The sequence below is a fragment of the Mesorhizobium escarrei genome, from assembly GCF_935825525.1.
Classification (GTDB): Bacteria; Pseudomonadota; Alphaproteobacteria; order Rhizobiales; family Rhizobiaceae; genus Mesorhizobium; species Mesorhizobium escarrei.
The window spans coordinates 62742-78180 of the sequence record NZ_CAKXZT010000142.1; the positions used below are offsets into that span (position 1 = coordinate 62742).

The 15439-nt window shown below is 61.4% G+C and carries 17 protein-coding genes and 1 pseudogene; 9 read left to right on the top strand and 9 right to left on the bottom strand.

What is annotated here, in order from left to right; genetic code table 11:
* A pseudogene (locus tag NMG80_RS37965) lies at nt 1-463 on the top strand (hypothetical protein); the annotation flags it as partial.
* Nucleotides 464-497: 34 nt separating this feature from the next.
* Here NMG80_RS37965 and NMG80_RS23700 read toward each other — a convergent pair.
* The 3 genes from NMG80_RS23700 to NMG80_RS23710 form a co-directional block, all read right to left on the bottom strand.
* On the bottom strand, nt 498-1172 hold the full coding sequence (locus NMG80_RS23700) for a LuxR C-terminal-related transcriptional regulator (RefSeq protein ID WP_254020345.1): 675 nt from the start codon (nt 1170-1172) through the stop codon (nt 498-500).
* Entirely contained in the window at nt 1172-2575 is a 1404-nt protein-coding gene (locus NMG80_RS23705) for a sensor histidine kinase (RefSeq protein WP_254020372.1), read from the bottom strand. The genes NMG80_RS23700 and NMG80_RS23705 overlap by 1 nt, the downstream gene beginning before the upstream one ends.
* Nucleotides 2576-2850: 275 nt before the next feature.
* Nucleotides 2851-3042, bottom strand: a complete 192-nt coding sequence (locus NMG80_RS23710; RefSeq protein ID WP_254020346.1) for a DUF3606 domain-containing protein — start codon at nt 3040-3042, stop codon at nt 2851-2853.
* A 484-nt stretch (nt 3043-3526) separates the two neighbouring features.
* Between NMG80_RS23710 and NMG80_RS23715 the strand changes: the two genes are divergently transcribed.
* The 3 genes from NMG80_RS23715 to NMG80_RS23725 all read left to right on the top strand — a co-directional run bounded on the left by NMG80_RS23715 (nt 3527) and on the right by NMG80_RS23725 (nt 4947).
* Nucleotides 3527-3826: a DUF1236 domain-containing protein gene (locus NMG80_RS23715; protein ID WP_254020347.1), complete on the top strand. Its 300-nt coding sequence runs from the start codon at nt 3527-3529 to the stop codon at nt 3824-3826.
* Between the two features lie 304 nt (nt 3827-4130).
* The gene (locus tag NMG80_RS23720) at nt 4131-4430 is read left to right on the top strand and encodes a DUF1236 domain-containing protein (protein WP_031256955.1); all 300 of its coding nucleotides are present in this window, start codon (nt 4131-4133) and stop codon (nt 4428-4430) included.
* A gap of 73 nt (nt 4431-4503) precedes the next feature.
* Nucleotides 4504-4947 carry a hypothetical protein gene (locus NMG80_RS23725; protein WP_254020348.1) on the top strand — a complete coding sequence of 148 codons (444 nt, stop codon included), beginning with the start codon at nt 4504-4506 and terminating at the stop codon, nt 4945-4947.
* Nucleotides 4948-5049: 102 nt separating this feature from the next.
* On the opposite strand, the gene NMG80_RS23730 is transcribed toward NMG80_RS23725, so the two are convergent.
* A complete protein-coding gene (locus NMG80_RS23730; RefSeq protein ID WP_254020349.1) occupies nt 5050-6222 on the bottom strand; it encodes an amidohydrolase in 1173 nt (390 codons plus the stop codon).
* 109 nt (nt 6223-6331) lie between these two features.
* On the opposite strand from NMG80_RS23730, the gene NMG80_RS23735 reads away from it, so the two are divergent.
* Together NMG80_RS23735 and NMG80_RS23740 are read left to right on the top strand one after the other, a co-directional pair.
* Complete coding sequence (locus NMG80_RS23735) at nt 6332-7198, top strand: AraC family transcriptional regulator (RefSeq protein WP_254020350.1); 867 nt, start codon at nt 6332-6334, stop codon at nt 7196-7198.
* An 18-nt stretch (nt 7199-7216) separates the two neighbouring features.
* Complete coding sequence (locus tag NMG80_RS23740) at nt 7217-7648, top strand: cupin domain-containing protein (RefSeq protein ID WP_254020351.1); 432 nt, start codon at nt 7217-7219, stop codon at nt 7646-7648.
* Nucleotides 7649-7676: 28 nt separating this feature from the next.
* On the opposite strand, the gene NMG80_RS23745 is transcribed toward NMG80_RS23740, so the two are convergent.
* Complete coding sequence (locus NMG80_RS23745; RefSeq protein ID WP_254020352.1) at nt 7677-7889, bottom strand: nuclear transport factor 2 family protein; 213 nt, start codon at nt 7887-7889, stop codon at nt 7677-7679.
* An 85-nt stretch (nt 7890-7974) separates the two neighbouring features.
* On the opposite strand from NMG80_RS23745, the gene NMG80_RS23750 reads away from it, so the two are divergent.
* Nucleotides 7975-8739 (top strand): copper homeostasis protein CutC, encoded by a 765-nt coding sequence (locus NMG80_RS23750; RefSeq protein WP_254020353.1) that lies wholly within the window; start codon nt 7975-7977, stop codon nt 8737-8739.
* The gene (locus tag NMG80_RS23755; RefSeq protein ID WP_254020354.1) at nt 8736-9251 is read left to right on the top strand and encodes a GNAT family N-acetyltransferase; all 516 of its coding nucleotides are present in this window, start codon (nt 8736-8738) and stop codon (nt 9249-9251) included. Before NMG80_RS23750 ends, NMG80_RS23755 begins: the two co-directional genes overlap by 4 nt.
* A gap of 203 nt (nt 9252-9454) precedes the next feature.
* On the opposite strand, the gene NMG80_RS23760 is transcribed toward NMG80_RS23755, so the two are convergent.
* The 4 genes from NMG80_RS23760 to NMG80_RS23775 all read right to left on the bottom strand — a co-directional run bounded on the left by NMG80_RS23760 (nt 9455) and on the right by NMG80_RS23775 (nt 14065).
* Nucleotides 9455-10252 (bottom strand): FAD binding domain-containing protein, encoded by a 798-nt coding sequence (locus NMG80_RS23760; RefSeq protein WP_254020355.1) that lies wholly within the window; start codon nt 10250-10252, stop codon nt 9455-9457.
* A gap of 125 nt (nt 10253-10377) precedes the next feature.
* Nucleotides 10378-12726 carry a xanthine dehydrogenase family protein molybdopterin-binding subunit gene (locus NMG80_RS23765; protein ID WP_254020356.1) on the bottom strand — a complete coding sequence of 783 codons (2349 nt, stop codon included), beginning with the start codon at nt 12724-12726 and terminating at the stop codon, nt 10378-10380.
* A gap of 149 nt (nt 12727-12875) precedes the next feature.
* Nucleotides 12876-13370, bottom strand: coding sequence for a (2Fe-2S)-binding protein (locus NMG80_RS23770; protein WP_254020357.1), 495 nt, complete (start codon nt 13368-13370; stop codon nt 12876-12878).
* Nucleotides 13371-13633: 263 nt separating this feature from the next.
* Nucleotides 13634-14065, bottom strand: coding sequence for a DUF6841 family protein (locus NMG80_RS23775; RefSeq protein WP_254020358.1), 432 nt, complete (start codon nt 14063-14065; stop codon nt 13634-13636).
* A gap of 199 nt (nt 14066-14264) precedes the next feature.
* Here NMG80_RS23775 and NMG80_RS23780 point away from each other — a divergent pair, with 199 nt between their 5' ends.
* Nucleotides 14265-15434 (top strand): FIST N-terminal domain-containing protein, encoded by a 1170-nt coding sequence (locus NMG80_RS23780; protein ID WP_436798665.1) that lies wholly within the window; start codon nt 14265-14267, stop codon nt 15432-15434.
* Nucleotides 15435-15439: the final 5 nt, after the last annotated feature.

Here is a 15439-nt window from a genome sequence, read left to right on the forward strand (position 1 = left end):
CAACTCTGGAGACACTGAAAGCCCCGGCAACTCTGGAGACACTGAAAGCCCCGGCAACTCTGGAAATGCCCCTGGAAACGCCGGAGACCCTGGCAACGCTGGAGACACCGGAAATGCCGCAGACCCTGGAAATGCCGCAGACCCTGGAAATGCCGCAGACCAACAGGATACGGACCCGAACGGCAACCCGGACGAGGACGAATCAAAAGCACTGAACGTCACTCCCCCGACAAATCCGGTTACCGCGCTAAATCCTGGCAACAAGCCCAAAACATATGTCAACGTGACCACTGGAGACCGGATCGAGGTGCGAGGGGCAAGCGTGGGTGTGGTGCATTCCAACGGGCTGAGCGAGCGCATCGACGGTGGCCATTATGAGATGCGCGATGCAATGGGCCGTACCATCATTCGACGGCAGGCAAAGAATTCCGATCGGGCAAGACTGCTCCGGATGATCGAGTGATGGCGCGTTCCACAGGCCGCAAGGCTGTCTTGCTTCATGAAGGATGGCGGACAGGCGGATGCTGATGCTCGGTCGCGTCGCGCAATGTCATCGCGGCTTCGGTCCGGTTGCTCACATTGAGTTTGGCGAGAATCCGCGTCATGTGATGCTTTATGGTTTTCTCGTGCAGGTTCAGCTGAAGACCGATCCGCTTGTTGCTCAATCCCGCGGCAACGAGCGTCAGGATCTCTCGTTCGCGACTGGTGAGTTCGGCCAGCACGTCGGGTTTCTCGATCGCGGTTGATTGGCTCGACAAGTCGACCAACACGCGCGCCGACAATTGCGGGCAAACATATCGTTCGCCCATCGCCACCGTGCGCAGTATGGCGGCCAGGGTTCTCGATCCGACACCCTTCAGGACGTAGCCTCTTGCCCCGCTCTGCAAGGCGGTCATGACGTGCTGGTTTTCCTCCGAAACGGTCAGCATCACGATTTTCAAATCCGGGTGCCGCTCCAGAGCCGGTTCGACCGCGCTGAGGCCCCCTCCAGGCACCGAGATGTCCATCAGGAGAATATCGAGCTGCTGGTCTTCCGATATCCGCAAGGCGTCATCTCTACTGCTGCCTTGGGCAACGATCTCGAACCCGCCGATCTGCTCGAGGGTGCGCACAACGCCTTCCCTGAACAGCGGATGGTCGTCGACAATGGCGAGCTTTATGGCCGCAGCCATCACGCCTGTCCTATTTCGACTGTGTTGAGAACCATTTTCACCACCGTGCCATTCTGTGAAGATGTTACATCAAATTGACCGCCGAGGCTTTCTACCCGCTCACGCAGCCCGATGAGCCCCAGCCGTTCAGGGTGGATGATCTTCGGGTCGAAACCTGGGCCGGTGTCGGAGACCTCGATACAAACGCGCTCCCCGTCGAAATGTTTCGCGACCGATTGACCGGCACCCCCGGCATGGCGGAAGCCGTTGTTCAGCGCCTCCTGAATGAAGCGAAAGATGCAGATCTTGGCCGCTGGCGACAAGGGTGTGTGGCTCCCGGTCATGGACAGCATCACTTTGACACCGGTCCGCTCTTCGTGCGCTCGCACGGCAAGCTCGAGGATTTCCGTCAACTCGGCATTCTCGACATGCGGCAGCATAAGACCCTTGCTGACATTCCTGATTTCTCGCATCGCATCGTCCAGATTCGTTTTGACCACCTGCAATTCCCGTGCGCGCGCCGCAGCCGGCGTCGCAGGATCGGCTAGCACGGGGCTGTCGATCCCTAGCGCAGCGAGGGCAACCAGTTGCGCCGGCCCGTCGTGCAGGTCCGCGCCGATCCGCCTGAGGTAACGTTCATTAAGTGCCGTGGCGCGCTGCGAAGCACGTTGCACCCGCAGCCTCAACATTCTGTTTTGAGCAACCAGGACGGAAAGTTCGGCAATACGCTGCTTCAAGGAGCGGCTCTGCGAACGAATCGTGCGGCTGCCACGAAAAACGATCACCGAAAGCCCGAGGAAAAAAACCGCGGTGACGGCTGCGACATCGAACCAGGTCCGAACGAGTGCCTGCCGGAGATCCTTCTCAAAATCGGTGGCGATCTCGTCGAATTCCAAAACAGCCACGACTTCGCCCGACCATGGCTGAAGCATCGGATTATAGATTTCAAGAAGATGCAAGCCGCTGTCCCTCTCAGCCTGGTTATCATAGTGCCTGTCCAATTCAGCGACCATGTCGCCGGCGAATGCGGCCCGCAGATTGTCGCTGAGTGGAAGGCGCTTCCCGACCAGATTTTTATTGGTTGAATAGAGGATGGTGCCATCGCGGCGCCAGAGCTTGAAGGATTCGAGCCTTGTGCCGAGCGTGCCTTGTCCGAGCGTTTCATCCAGCGCGTGCGCAACGCTCTCGTCCAGCATCTCGCTCCTGCGCATGTCGGGAAGCAGCGGCGCGATGACGCTGTCGACGTAGAGAGCGGTAGAGGCGGCCGAGTTCCGGGTGACCGCGGCCTCTATCTGGCTTGTCACGGACATTCCCACCACGATCATCGCCGAAAGCGAGAACAGCCCGCCGGCGAGCAGAAACTGAGTGGCCAGCGACAGTGCATTCCACCGATCGAGCAGTCTTGTCGCTCTGTATGGCGCCATATCTCCAACGGCCCGGTCGGCGGCGCGTCGCGCCGCCAGCACGATTCGAGAGAACCGGCCAAATTGCTGTCGAACGACACTAAGCGACGCCATCTTTGATCTGCAACCGATCGATCACAAGGGAACTTAGGGCTTACGGGCTGGACGAGAACCGCACGTTACGGTTTTTTTGCGCAAGCTCCACTGCCATGGTTGAGCGAGGCAGCAAAATGACGCCTCAGCCACGATGCTACCGGTACAGATCGAGACCTGTCGCCCTGCGCAGCGGCGTACTTTCACTTCCGGTCGCGCAATGCTCTCACCGCTTGAGTTAGGCTCATCCGATCGTTGCCGCTCTTTTTGATCAGCCTACTGACCTGGCTGGGCGAAACGCCATGTTCTCGCGCGAAATGCTCTGCCTCGTGATACTGGTCCACCGACAGGCGGTCGCGGTCGAGAAAATCTCGATTTTTCTTGTTGTCGTCCATTTCCGTTTTCCCACTAAAGCTCGTTTGAAAATTGGGCCAAACGAGGGTCCACCCGCCAGATCGAGGAATGGGCGGGAGGTCCCCTATCGGCGCAGAAAGGGACGTAGCTGCGCAGATATCTTCGTTCGTCGGTGTCATCGTCAAGTCGGTCGTTCGTCAGCTGACGGCTATCCCAATTGCCAGGAAGGCAATGGAGACAGCGAAGACCGGTGCAAGTAGCCAGCGAGCTTGGTGAACACTATTCTCCATCGATTCCTCCCGTGAACGTACGGCGAGCAACGAGTGCTGGCAGTCGTGGTTCCGGGCCACACTCCATCGTCGCCCTTTGCGCACAACAATTCAGACTTAGGTCTAACGGCACGGCGTCTCTGGTCGGACCGAAGCCCAGCCGCGGAACATTTGCAGCTATCTCGTTGTTGAAGGTGAGCTTGGCGCGACGAAGATGCGTCCCAGCGCAAGAGAGCTCATTTGGAAGGAAACACTTATGAGAATGCATCTTTCCACTGCAGCCGCAGGATTTCTGCTGCTGGCAAGTGTCGGCGCCGTTGCTGCCCAGGACGTGATCATCCAGCCCGAACAGGAGACCGTCATTAGGGAGTATGTGAAAAAGAAGCCGCTCGCATCGGTGAACCTGCTTGGGGTGGAGCTCAATATCGGCTCGGCGCTGCCCGAGACGGTCGAGCTTCATGAAGTTCCCGACGTCGAGTATCGCTACGTCGTCGTCGACAATCGGACCGTTCTTGTCGATCCAGGCACACGCAGGATCGTTAAAATCATCGATTGACTGAATGACTTGGGGGAGAAGGCCCGCCGCTTGCACGCGGCGGGCTTTCTTGCCGTTGTCGCCTACGGTTTATAGCGCCTACGGTTCATAGCGAGTGAAGCGTGCTGTCGGTGCGCCCCGAGATCCGCGGCCCCCCGCCCTTTGTGCGCGACGCGTCAGACTTTGGTCCTACGCAAAGGCCTGCCGAATTGGACCGAAGCCCAGCTAAGGAACGTTTGCGGCTGCCTCAAGTTTGGGTAAGCAAGGCGCGGATGCCGTCCAGCGCAAATGGGCTTACAAGTTACATCACATAAAGGAGGCACTTATGAGAATGCATCTTTCCACCGCAGCCGCGGGACTTTTTCTGCTGGCCAGCGTTGGCGCTGTTGCCGCTCAGGACGTGATCATCGCACCTGAACAGGAGACCGTGATCAGGGAATATGTGAAAAAGCAGCCACTCGCATCCGTGGAACTCCCTGGGGTGGAACTCAATATTGGTTCAACCATACCCGAGACGGTCGAGCTTCATGAAGTTCCCGACGTCGAGTATCGCTACGTCGTTGTCGACAATCGCACCGTTCTTGTTGATCCCGGCACACGCAAGATCGTCAAGATCATTCAGTGACCTGAACCCGAGGGGAGGAGACGCCCGCCGCTTCGAAACGAGCGGCGGGCGACTATGCTATGGGCAGTGTCAAATGCGAACAATCAGCAGACTTTTCGATTCCCGCGACCAGGCAGCGCGTGCCGTTGCCGCGCTTGAGGCGGCAGGAGTTTCTCCAGATCAGATCAGCGTCATCGGACCTTACGACGACGAAATCAGGGCTGTCCTGCGCGGTCCGGGCGGTGCCGCACTTGGCGCGGCCGCTGGTCTGTTAATCGGCCTGGGTGCTTTTGGAGCCACCGGCATTGATCCTGTCGGGGCGGTGGCTGGCCTGGTCCTCGTCGGTGGGGCCTGCGGCGGCTTTGCCAGTGGGCTTCTCCAGGCATCTGCCGATGTTGCCAACAAGTCGGGTGAGCCGAACGTTGCACAAGGCGTCATTTTTGTGATGGCGCAGGTCGATGAAAATCAGGCCGATACCGCGCAGACAGTGCTGGAAAATCCCGTTCGCGTAACGCAACTCGTGGCCACGGTCGGCTGAGATGCGTCGGGTTGGCTCGCGCGTGACTATTCGCGGCTTATCGCCCTCGAAGCGCATCAGATCGGGATTTCCCGCTGAGCCGTCAATTTTCCCTCTGACCGTTCACGAGGCGGGAAGCGTCTGCTCGACCAGGTTGACGTAGTAGCGCAGCACGGTCGGCACGATCTCGTCATTGAAGACATAGCGGTCGCCGTGCAGGCCCTCGCCGGGCCCGACATCGCCGACGCCGATCCATGCGTAGCAGCCGCCTGCCTCGCGGATCATGAAGGCGAAATCTTCGCAGCCGAGGCTAGGGCTGAACTCGGTCGAGACGTTCTCGCTGCCGACGGTGGAGGCGGCTGCCGCGATGGCGCGCGCCGTGGCAATCGCCGTGTTGATAAGCGGCGGATAGCCCTTGTGGTAGTTGAGCGTGGCCTTGAGCGCATGGGCGACGCCAATGCCGTGGGCGATCTCGCCGATCACCTTCTCGCAATGACCGGAATGACCGGGCTCGAAAAACCGGCAAGTGCCTTGCAGCCAGACCCTGCCCGGCACGATGTTGCCGACATTGCCGCCATGGATCTGGGTGAGGCTGACGACCAGCGCGGTTTGCGGATCGACCGAGCGGCTGACGATGCGCTGGACGGCCTGGACAAACGCGCCCGCGGCCAAGATCGGGTCGTCGCCGAGCTGCGGCATGGCGGCATGCGCGCCAAAACCCTCGAAGGTCAGCTCGAAATTGTCGACGGCCGCCATCTGTGCTCCAACGCGAGCGGCGATTGTCCCCTGCTCCAAGCCCGGCCAGTTGTGGACGGCATAGATCGCCTCGACCGGGAAACGCTCGAACAGGCCGTCTTCGATCATGCGCAGGCTGCCACCTTCGTTTTCTTCGGCTGGCTGGAAGACGAAGTAGACGGTGCCGTCGAATGCGCGGGATTGGCTGAGCAGTCTGGCCGCGCCGAGCAGCATGGCGGTGTGGCCGTCATGGCCGCAGGCGTGCATCACGCCCTCGTTCCTGGACGCATAGGGCAAGCCGGTCCTCTCCACAACCGGAAGCGCGTCCAGCTCGGCGCGAAGACCGATGGCGCGTGTGCCCGTGCCGCTGCGCAGGACGCCGACAACCCCGGTGCCGCCGATCCCCTCATGCACCTCGTCCAGGCCGAAGGCGCGCAGTTTCTCGGCAATGAAACGTGCCGTTTCGTTCTCATCGAATCCGAGTTCGGGATTGCAATGGATATGGTGGCGCCAGGCTATGACCTCTGGTGTCAGAGCGGCGATCGGGTCATTGTGCAGCACGATGCTCTCCTTTCACACCGGCAAACGGCGGGTTTGATCCGGGGGATCACGATTAGAAGGTCGCACAACAGGCGTCTTGAACCAGATTGACCGCAGCAGGACGAATGACGTGGACGCGACAGAGATCAGGAAATACTGGCGCCATCCCTGCTTCCCTGACCTTGGCCTGTTCAAGGCGCGCTTCACGCAGCATCGCTACGAACTGCACACCCATCCGACCTATGTGATCGCGCTGATCACGGCTGGCTGCGAACGCATCCGCATCGGACGCCACAAAATTGTCGCTCCGGCAGGCACCATTGCGGTCGTCAATCCCGAGGAGTGGCATGACGGGGAACAGGGTGCGGATGAAGGCTGGGCCTACCGGACGTTTTATCCCCCGGTGCCGCTGTTGGCAGGCCTCGCCCACGAGCTGGGCAGGGCTGACGCGCCGGTCTTCTCACGTCCGAATATCGAAGACAGCGATCTCGCCGCAGCGTTGATGGCAGCACACCAGGGCTCGACCTCACCGGACGCGATGCAAGCCGAGACGTCGCTTCTCGTCGCCTTGAGGCGGTTCGTCGTTCGCCATGGCGATTGGAGCGGGCGGGTAGAGGAGATCGAAAGCTCGGGATCGCGACGGAGGTTCTCGCTCTACGAGGACCTTGTCGAAAGCGACCTTGGCTCGCCGTTCGACTTGCAACGGCTTGCCGACGCCGCGCGCGTCACCCGGTTCCAGGTCATCCGGGATTTCAAGAAAGCGATTGGCCTGACGCCTGCAGCCTATATCCGCGACCGGAGACTGCGTCGCGCCAGCACCTTGATCGAACAGGGGCTCGGCCTCGCCGATGCCGCCATCGCGGCAGGTTTCGCCGACCAGAGCCATCTTTCCCGTGCGTTCCGGGCTACGCATGGCATGACGCCAGGCATGTTCAGGAGAGGCGGTCAGGTTCTGAACAGACAAGCTTGCGCGCGAATGCTCGCCGCGCAATGTTGACGCAACTCGGGAGGAATCATGCGAAAAATCTTGGCATCTGCGCTGCTGCTAACGGCAGTCCTGTCCGCAAGCGCCTCGCACGCGCTGGACGCCAGCCGCACCCCGGTTGTCGTGACCCCGCTTGCCTCGCGCACCGAGACGGCGTCCGGCCAGCCGATCACGCTGCCGCAGAAGAACGTGCAGGTCCTGGTTTCGTCCTTCGAGATTGCGCCGGGCGCGACCTTGCCGGTACACAAACACGAGTTTCCCCGCTATGCCTATGTCCAGGGTGGGACGCTTCAGGTCACCAATGTCGAGACCGGCAGGGGCAACACATACAAGTCAGGCGATTTCATCGTCGAAATGATCGGGCAGTGGCATCAAGCCACCAATGTCGGCGCCGATCCGGTCAAGCTGCTGGTCATAGACCAGGTCGAAGAAGGCACCCAAAACACGCTGTTGCGCCAGTAGCTTGCAACAGTGGCTGCCAGCCGGCTGCTCACTTCGCCGCCGCGTCCACCCGGTCAGCAGCGGCAGCCAGCACGGCGCGGTCGCCCTTCTCGTACAGGCGGCGGATGGCGATGGTGCTGACGCGCCAGCCTCCGGGCGTCCGCACCAGCCGGTGTAGATAGCTGGCGCCCACCGTCCAGGACCGGGCGTCGATCCAGTGGGTCGCGCGGACATGGCTGCGCGCAATGGCAGGCTCAAGCACCAGCTGAGCCAATAGTTGCGGCTTTCACCGCAAGGGACCCAATGCTAAGGCAGGACCAGCTCGAATTTCACCAACGGATCGCCCTGTGACCGACACCGAACGCCCTCGCCTGCCGCTGATCGAAATCTGCGTCGAAGGCATTGATGGCCTGCTCGCCGCGCAAGCCGCCGGCGCCGACCGGGTCGAGCTCTGCGCCAGCCTCGTCGAGGGCGGCATCACACCGAGTCATGGCATGGTGCGTGCAGCCCTCGAACTGGCGACGATCCCATTCCACGTCATCGTGCGGCCGCGCGGCGGCGATTTTCTCTACAGTGACGCCGAGTACCGTTCGATGCTCGCCGATGTACACGCGCTACGCGAGCTTGGCGTGGCCGGTGTCGTGGTCGGCTGCCTGAATGCCGACGGTACCATCGACGAAAAGCGCATGAGCGAATTGGTGCAGGCGGCCGGGCATTTGAACGTCACCTGCCACCGTGCCTTCGACATGACACGCGATCCGGCCGAAGCGCTGGAAGCGCTGATCCGCAGCAAGGTCGGCCGCGTGCTGACCAGCGGCCAGCGCGACACCGCATTGGAGGGCGCGGCCCTGCTGGCGGACCTCGTCCGGCAGGCGGGGAAGCGCATCATCATCCTCGGCTGCGGCGGGCTCGACCCAAACAACATCGCCGAGGTGCGGGAAAGAACCGGACTGAGCGAAATGCACTTCGCCGCACTCAAGCACGTGCCGAGCGCCATGCGCTACCGCAATCCCCAGGTCGGCATGGGCGGCACCGACCTCAATCGCGAGTACCGCAACACGGTGACCGACGCGGCGCTGGTGGCGGCGACGATTGCGGCGGCGAGAGCATGATCCCGAAGCAAGAAAACACGCGAGCACGCTTGCCGATCGACCGGGTTTCGCCGCAGGACGAGCCCGCCATCCTCGCCCTCAACAACGAGCACGCGGCCGAGTTGTCGTGGCTTGAGCCAGAACGCCTGTCCTTCCTGCTCGGCGAAGCGTTTTATGCGCGCCGCATCGGCGCGCTCGAAGCCTTCATCATGACCTTCGACCAGGACGCCCGCTACGACAGCCCGAACTTCCTGTGGTTCCGCGAGCGCTATCCGCGCTTCGTCTATGTCGACCGCGTCGTCGTTGCGGAAGAAGCGCGTGGCCGCGGCCATGCCCGACGGCTCTATGAGGATCTGTTCGACCATGTCTCGCGTGCCGGCCAGACCATCGTCACCTGCGAGGTGAATGCCGAGCCGCCCAATCCGGCTTCAGATGCCTTTCACGCAGCGCTCGGCTTTGTCGAGGTCGGCGACGCGGTGATCCATGGCGGCAAGAAGGCGGTGCGTTACTATGTTAGGCCGATCACCGGCTGAGGCGACGGCGCTGCCCTACCAGTTTCGGTTTGCAGGGCGAGCCGCTTGTCTCGTGCGTCTGTTCCTTCTCCCCTTTGTCGGAAGGCAGTAGGGAGTAGGGCAGTATGGGAGTAGGGAAAAGGAAAAATTGTCTGGGTCGGCGAGCAGCGTAACATACTCCCCTACTCCCCTACTTCCACAAGGGGAGAAGGAAGAAGATGCCCTCAAGCGTTGGCGGCAGCCACCGCGCGCTTGGCCATCACCGCGATCAGATTGGCGCGGTAGTCGGCCGAGGCGTGGATATCGCTCATCAAATCATCCGCCGGCACTTTCACTCCGTTGAGGGCGGCGGCGTCGAAGTTCGTGGCAAGCGCCGCCTCGATTTCCTTCGAACGAAAGACGCCGCTGTCGCCGGCCCCGGTGACGGCAACGCGGACTCCGTCCGCGCTGTTGGCCACGAACACACCGACGATCGCATAGCGCGATGCCGGATTGCGGAATTTTTCATAGGCCGCCTTGGCCGGCGCGGTGAAGGTCACTGCGGTGACGATCTCGCCGTCCTCCAGCGCCGTCTCAAACAGGCCTGTGAAGAATGCGTCGGCGGCGATCTCGCGCTTGTTGGTGACGATGGTGGCGTCGAGGGCAAGAAGAGCTGCCGGATAATCGGCGGCGGGGTCGTTGTTGGCGATCGAGCCGCCGATTGTGCCCTTGTAGCGTACCGCCGGATCGCCGATCCGGGACGCCATATGGGCGAGCGCCGGACACGCCTTCTTCAGCTTCTCGTCGCTGGCGACATCGTGATGCGCGGTGGCGGCGTGGATGGTGATGGTGGAGCCCGCCACCTCAATACCTTTCAATTCCTCGATGTGCGAAAGGTCGACGAGATCGGACGGTGCGGCAAGCCGCGTCTTCATCGCCGGGATCAGCGTCATGCCGCCCGACAAAAGCTTTGTATCGCCGGTCTCGAGCAGCTTGACGGCGTCGGCGACGGAGGCGGCTCGGTGGTAGTTGACTGGGTACATGGGATTCTCCCGTGCGAGATAGTGAATAGTGAATAGTGAATAGTAAGTAGTGAGTGGTGGATGGTGAATGGGAGCTTCCGACGAAATCTAACTATTCACTATTCACTATTCACTACTCACTCCTTTCAGTGTTTCGTTCCCCGGATCGCTGCCCACACCGTGGACGGCGATGCCGGCATGGCGATATCGGTGATGCCGATGGCGTCGGTGATGGCATTGATCACGGCGGGCGGTGAGCCTATGGCGCCGGCCTCGCCGCAGCCCTTGATGCCGAGCGGATTGCCCGGGCACGGCGTGTTCGAGGTCGAGACCTTGAACGACGGCAGGTCGTCGGCGCGCGGCATGGTGTAGTCCATATAACTCGCCGTCAACAGCTGCCCGCTGGCATCGTAGCGGGTGCCCTCCAGCAGGGCCTGACCGATGCCTTGCGCGATGCCGCCATGCACCTGGCCTTCGACGATCATCGGGTTGATGATGTTGCCGAAATCGTCGGCCGCGACGAACTGGACGATCTCGGTCACGCCGGTGTCCGGATCGATCTCGACCTCGCAGACATAGCAGCCGGCCGGGAAGGTGAAGTTCGACGGATCGTAGAATGAGGTCTCCTTCAGCCCCGGCTCCATGCCGCTTGGCAAATTGTGGGCGGTGTAGGCAGCAAGCGCCATCTGGAACCAAGGCACTTGTCTGTCGGTGCCGGCGACCTTCAAGGCGCCGTTTTCGATGACGATGTCGCCCTCGTCGGCCTCGAGCAGATGGGCTGCGATCTTCTTGGCCTTGGCCTCGACCTTGTCGAGCGCCTTGGCGACAGCCGACATGCCGACGGCGCCCGAGCGCGAGCCGTAGGTGCCCATGCCCATCTGCACCTTGTCGGTATCGCCGTGGACGATGGAGACGCTGTCGATCGACACGCCGAAGCGCTGATTGACCAGTTGCGCGAAGGTCGTCTCATGGCCCTGGCCGTGGCTATGTGAGCCGGTCAGCACTTCGATGGTTCCGGCGGCGTTGACGCGCACCTCGGCACTTTCCCAAAGGCCGACACCCGCTCCAAGACTGCCGACCGCCGCCGACGGCGCCAGCCCGCAGGCCTCGATATAGCAGCTCATGCCGATGCCGCGCAGCTTGCCTCTGTTGGCGGCGTCGGCCTTGCGCTGGGCAAAACCGGCATAATCGGCAGCGGTCATCGCCGCGTCCAGCGAAGCGGCATAATCGCCGGCATCATAGTTCATGATGACCGGTGTCTGGTGCGGAAACGCCGTGATGAAGTTCTTTCGGCGAAGTTCCGCCGGCGACACGCCCAGCTCGCGTGCGGCGGTTTCCATGGTGCGTTCGAGCAGATAGGTGGCCTCCGGCCGCCCTGCCCCGCGATAGGCGTCGACCGGCGCGGTGTTGGTGTAGACGGCGCGCACATTGGCGTGGATCGCCGGAATGTCGTACTGGCCCGACAACAGCGTCGCGTAGAGATAGGTCGGCACGCAGGACGAGAACAGCGACATGTAGGCGCCGAGATTGGCTATGGTGTCGACCTTCAGCCCGGTGATCCTGTTGTCCTTGTCGAAGGCCATTTCGACCGTCGAGACGTGGTCGCGGCCATGGGCGTCGGTAAGAAAGCTCTCGGTGCGGTCGGCCACCCATTTGACCGGCACGCCGGTCTTTTTCGAGGCCCACAGGCAGATGATTTCTTCCGGATAGATGTAGATCTTCGAACCGAACCCGCCGCCGACATCCGGCGCGATGACGCGCAGCTTGTTTTCCGGTGCGACATTGTAGAAGGCGCTCATCACCAGGCGCGCGAGATGCGGGTTCTGGGAGGTCGTCCAGCAGGTATAGTGGTCCTCGGCCTTGTCGTAGTGACCAAGCGCGGCGCGCGGCTCCATCGCGTTGGGCACCAGCCGGTTGTTGACGATCTTCATGCGGGTGATGTGGGCAGCCGCCTTGATTGCCGCGTTGGTCGCGGTGCTGTCGCCGAGCTCCCAGTCGAAAATCAGATTGCCGTCGGCTTCCGTATGGATCTGTGGCGCACTTCTTTCGAGCGCCTTCGGAGCATCGACGACTGCCTTCAGTTCCTCGTAGCTGATGTCGACCGCCTCGGCCGCGTCGCGCGCCTGCCCCTTGGTCTCGGCAACCACGACGACCACCGCATCGCCGACATAGCGGACCCTGTCGAAGGCCAAGGGCGACCACGCCCCCATCTTCATCGGCGAGCCGTCCTTGGAATGGATCATCCAGCCGCAGATGAGATTGCCGATGCCGTCGGCCTTGAGCTCCTTGCCGGTCAGCACGCCGATGACGCCCGGCATGGCCTGCGCCTTCGTAACGTCGATGTTCCTGATCTGCGCATGCGCATGCGGGCTGCGCACGAAGGCCGCATGCTTCATGCCGGGAACCACCATGTCGTCGACATAGCGCCCGGCGCCGGTAATGAACCGCTTGTCTTCCTTGCGCGCTACACGAGCGCCAACACCTTCAATGCCCATAGCAGAAATTCCTCCCGAATTTTGAAGCGAATAGCGAATAGTGACTAGCGAATAGGGAAGCGAGGGGTTGCAAACTCGCCGGTGCCTCTGCAAACGCGAGTCGGCTTTCCACCCTATTCGCTATTCGCCACTCTCTATTCGCCTCTTCCTTACGCCGCTTGCCTGACCTTGCCCTTCGAAGACATCGTCTCCGATGCGGCGAGGATCGCCTTCACGATGTTGTGGTAGCCGGTGCAGCGGCAGATATTGCCTTCGAGCTCGGCCCGCACCGTGGCCTCGTCGAGGCCTTCGGGGTGACGGCCGATCATATCGGTTGCCGCCATGATCATGCCCGGCGTGCAGAAACCGCACTGCAGCCCGTGATGCTCCTTGAACGCCGCCTGCATCGGATGCAGGTCGGCGCCGTCCGCCAAGCCTTCGATGGTCACGACGCTCGATCCTGAGGCTTGCACCGCAAGCATCGTGCAGGATTTTACCGCCTTGCCGTCGACATGGATCACACAGGCGCCGCATTGCGAGGTGTCGCAGCCGACATGCGTCCCGGTCAGGCCGAGATTCTCCCTCAAGAAATGAACCAGAAGCGTGCGGTCTTCGGCTGCGCCGCTGACCCGCTTTCCATTCACCGTCAACGATATCTCCGACATGAAACCTCCCTGGGTGCTACCTTGGTCGTTTTTGGCGTCGGTGGTGCCCGAGCCCTCCATTTGTCCGCTATTCTATACCGCATAGCGCACGGGAAATAGTGCCGCGGGATGCCGAGATTGCGAGAATGGAGTTCGGCCGAAAATCCGCCTATTGTACTTTCGGTCACGCAAAGACAGGCAAACGGCGGAGCGAAGCGAAACCTAGGTCGCCTGGCGATGCCGCCTTGCGGCCATCAGCGGCAATGGTGCTGGCCAGGCCGATTTCAGCCGATGCCGTGTTTTCTGAGAACCTCCTGCTCGTCGCCTGACACCCAGCCAAATATTTTAGGCTCTCCGGCCAGTTTCTGCACGAGGTAGTGGACGTCAAAATCGATCGTGACGTCAGTTTGGCCTTTGCGCGCAAAGATGGACGTCCAGGCGACGTGGGCAACGCAATGATACCAGTCAATCGGCGAAATGCGAACGTCGCGTATTCGCATCTCCTTGGTGCCGATCGCTCGATAGCGAGCATAGCCTTGTTCCATAGCCTGCTTGAGCTGGTCGTCGTTCTTCCCGACCATGATGCCGGCAGGCGATGCCGCAATGAAGGCGGCGGCATAGACCGATGTCACTTCGTCCATGTCGGCATCACCGGCGAGGGATTTCCGGAAAAGCCGCTCGTACCGTTTGAATAGCTTCCTGACCTGGGCCTCCATGGATCACTCCGCGGTGGTTTTGGATCTGAAGTTTCTGAGCGCTGATGCCGTCAAAAACAGCAGAAAATTCAAATCCGTCATGTTGGCTCATTGCCAAAGTAGCACTTGAAGACAACAATGACTTCGACGCCGGCGCGCTAGGAGCACAAAAAAAGAGCCGCGCACAAAAGAGCGTCGGAGGAAATGGAGGAGGAAGCCGCTGGCCAGTTCACGGACGCGCTATGCATGCGGCCTATCGGTTCTCACCACCGACGAACCCGACGCGGATGCGTTCGCCCGGGCGGTGGCAGTGGAGGCCGCGGCCATCGACGCTGGATTTGGCCTGCTGTTTTTCTCGCAAAGCCTGCTTGAGGCAGTCGCCCTTTCGGAAGCGCTGAAGAACCACGCGCCGGCGCTCCGCTATGCCGGCTGCTCGACGGCCGGCGAGATTACGCCCAAAGGCCTGGAGGACGGCCAGGTCATGGCCATGCTGCTTCCCTCCGCATCCTTTTCGGCAGTCAGCACCATGGTCGAAAATCTGTCCTCATCGGGCATGGACGGGATCACCGGTGAAGTCGAGGCGCTGAGGCGTTCGTTACGCGGGCGCGTCGGGCACGAGCGAGCCGACACCACTTTCGCGCTCTGCCTCATCGACGGGCTGTCCTATGCCGAAGAAGCGGTCACCTCCGCCATCCATTGGGGGCTCGACGATATTCCGCTGATCGGCGGGTCGGCCGGCGATGATTTGAAATTCGAGACGACGCGGCTGATCTCGAACGGCAAGGTTGCCTGCGACAGCGCCATCATCGTGCTGATCACCACGGAAATTCCTTTCCACGTGTTCAAGACCGACAATTTCGTTCCCACCGACGAGAAGCTGGTGGTGACCGCGTCCGATCCCGATCACCGCACCGTGCGCGAATTCAACGCCACCAATGCCGCCGAGGAATATGCCGCCTCGGTCGGGGTCATCCCGCAGATGCTGACGCCGCTGAGTTTCGCTTCGCACCCGGTGGTGGTGAAAGTCGGCGGCGAATTTTACTGCCGCTCGATCCAGAAGATGCACGCGGACGGCTCGCTGTCGTTCTTCTGCGCCATCGACGATGGCGTCGTCCTGTCCATCGCCCGACCCAAGAACATGGTTGAATCGACGCGTGCCGCCTTTAGGGATGTCGAGGAAAGGCTTGGCGGCATCGACATGATCCTCGCCTTTGACTGCGTCCTGCGCAGGCTCGATGCGCGCAACCGCCAGGTCTTTCGGGAGATTTCGGAACTCTACAAGGTCAACAACGTCATCGGCTTCGGCACCTATGGCGAGCAGTACCGGTCGATGCATCTGAACCAGACCTTCACCGGCATCGCCTTCGGAGAGCGGCAGGCGGCGGAGTAGGAGGT

Coding starts and splice junctions, on each gene's coding strand:
- NMG80_RS23740 (WP_254020351.1), top strand. CDS start 7,217: ATGCGAAAAATCTTGGCATCTGCGCTGCTGCTAACGGCAGTCCTGTCC.
- NMG80_RS23760 (WP_254020355.1), bottom strand. CDS start 10,252: ATGTACCCAGTCAACTACCACCGAGCCGCCTCCGTCGCCGACGCCGTC.
- NMG80_RS23770 (WP_254020357.1), bottom strand. CDS start 13,370: ATGTCGGAGATATCGTTGACGGTGAATGGAAAGCGGGTCAGCGGCGCA.
- NMG80_RS23700 (WP_254020345.1), bottom strand. CDS start 1,172: ATGGCTGCGGCCATAAAGCTCGCCATTGTCGACGACCATCCGCTGTTC.
- NMG80_RS23710 (WP_254020346.1), bottom strand. CDS start 3,042: ATGGACGACAACAAGAAAAATCGAGATTTTCTCGACCGCGACCGCCTG.
- NMG80_RS23765 (WP_254020356.1), bottom strand. CDS start 12,726: ATGGGCATTGAAGGTGTTGGCGCTCGTGTAGCGCGCAAGGAAGACAAG.
- NMG80_RS23725 (WP_254020348.1), top strand. CDS start 4,504: ATGCGAACAATCAGCAGACTTTTCGATTCCCGCGACCAGGCAGCGCGT.
- NMG80_RS23705 (WP_254020372.1), bottom strand. CDS start 2,575: ATGGCGCCATACAGAGCGACAAGACTGCTCGATCGGTGGAATGCACTG.
- NMG80_RS23775 (WP_254020358.1), bottom strand. CDS start 14,065: ATGGAGGCCCAGGTCAGGAAGCTATTCAAACGGTACGAGCGGCTTTTC.
- NMG80_RS23755 (WP_254020354.1), top strand. CDS start 8,736: ATGATCCCGAAGCAAGAAAACACGCGAGCACGCTTGCCGATCGACCGG.
- NMG80_RS23715 (WP_254020347.1), top strand. CDS start 3,527: ATGAGAATGCATCTTTCCACTGCAGCCGCAGGATTTCTGCTGCTGGCA.
- NMG80_RS23720 (WP_031256955.1), top strand. CDS start 4,131: ATGAGAATGCATCTTTCCACCGCAGCCGCGGGACTTTTTCTGCTGGCC.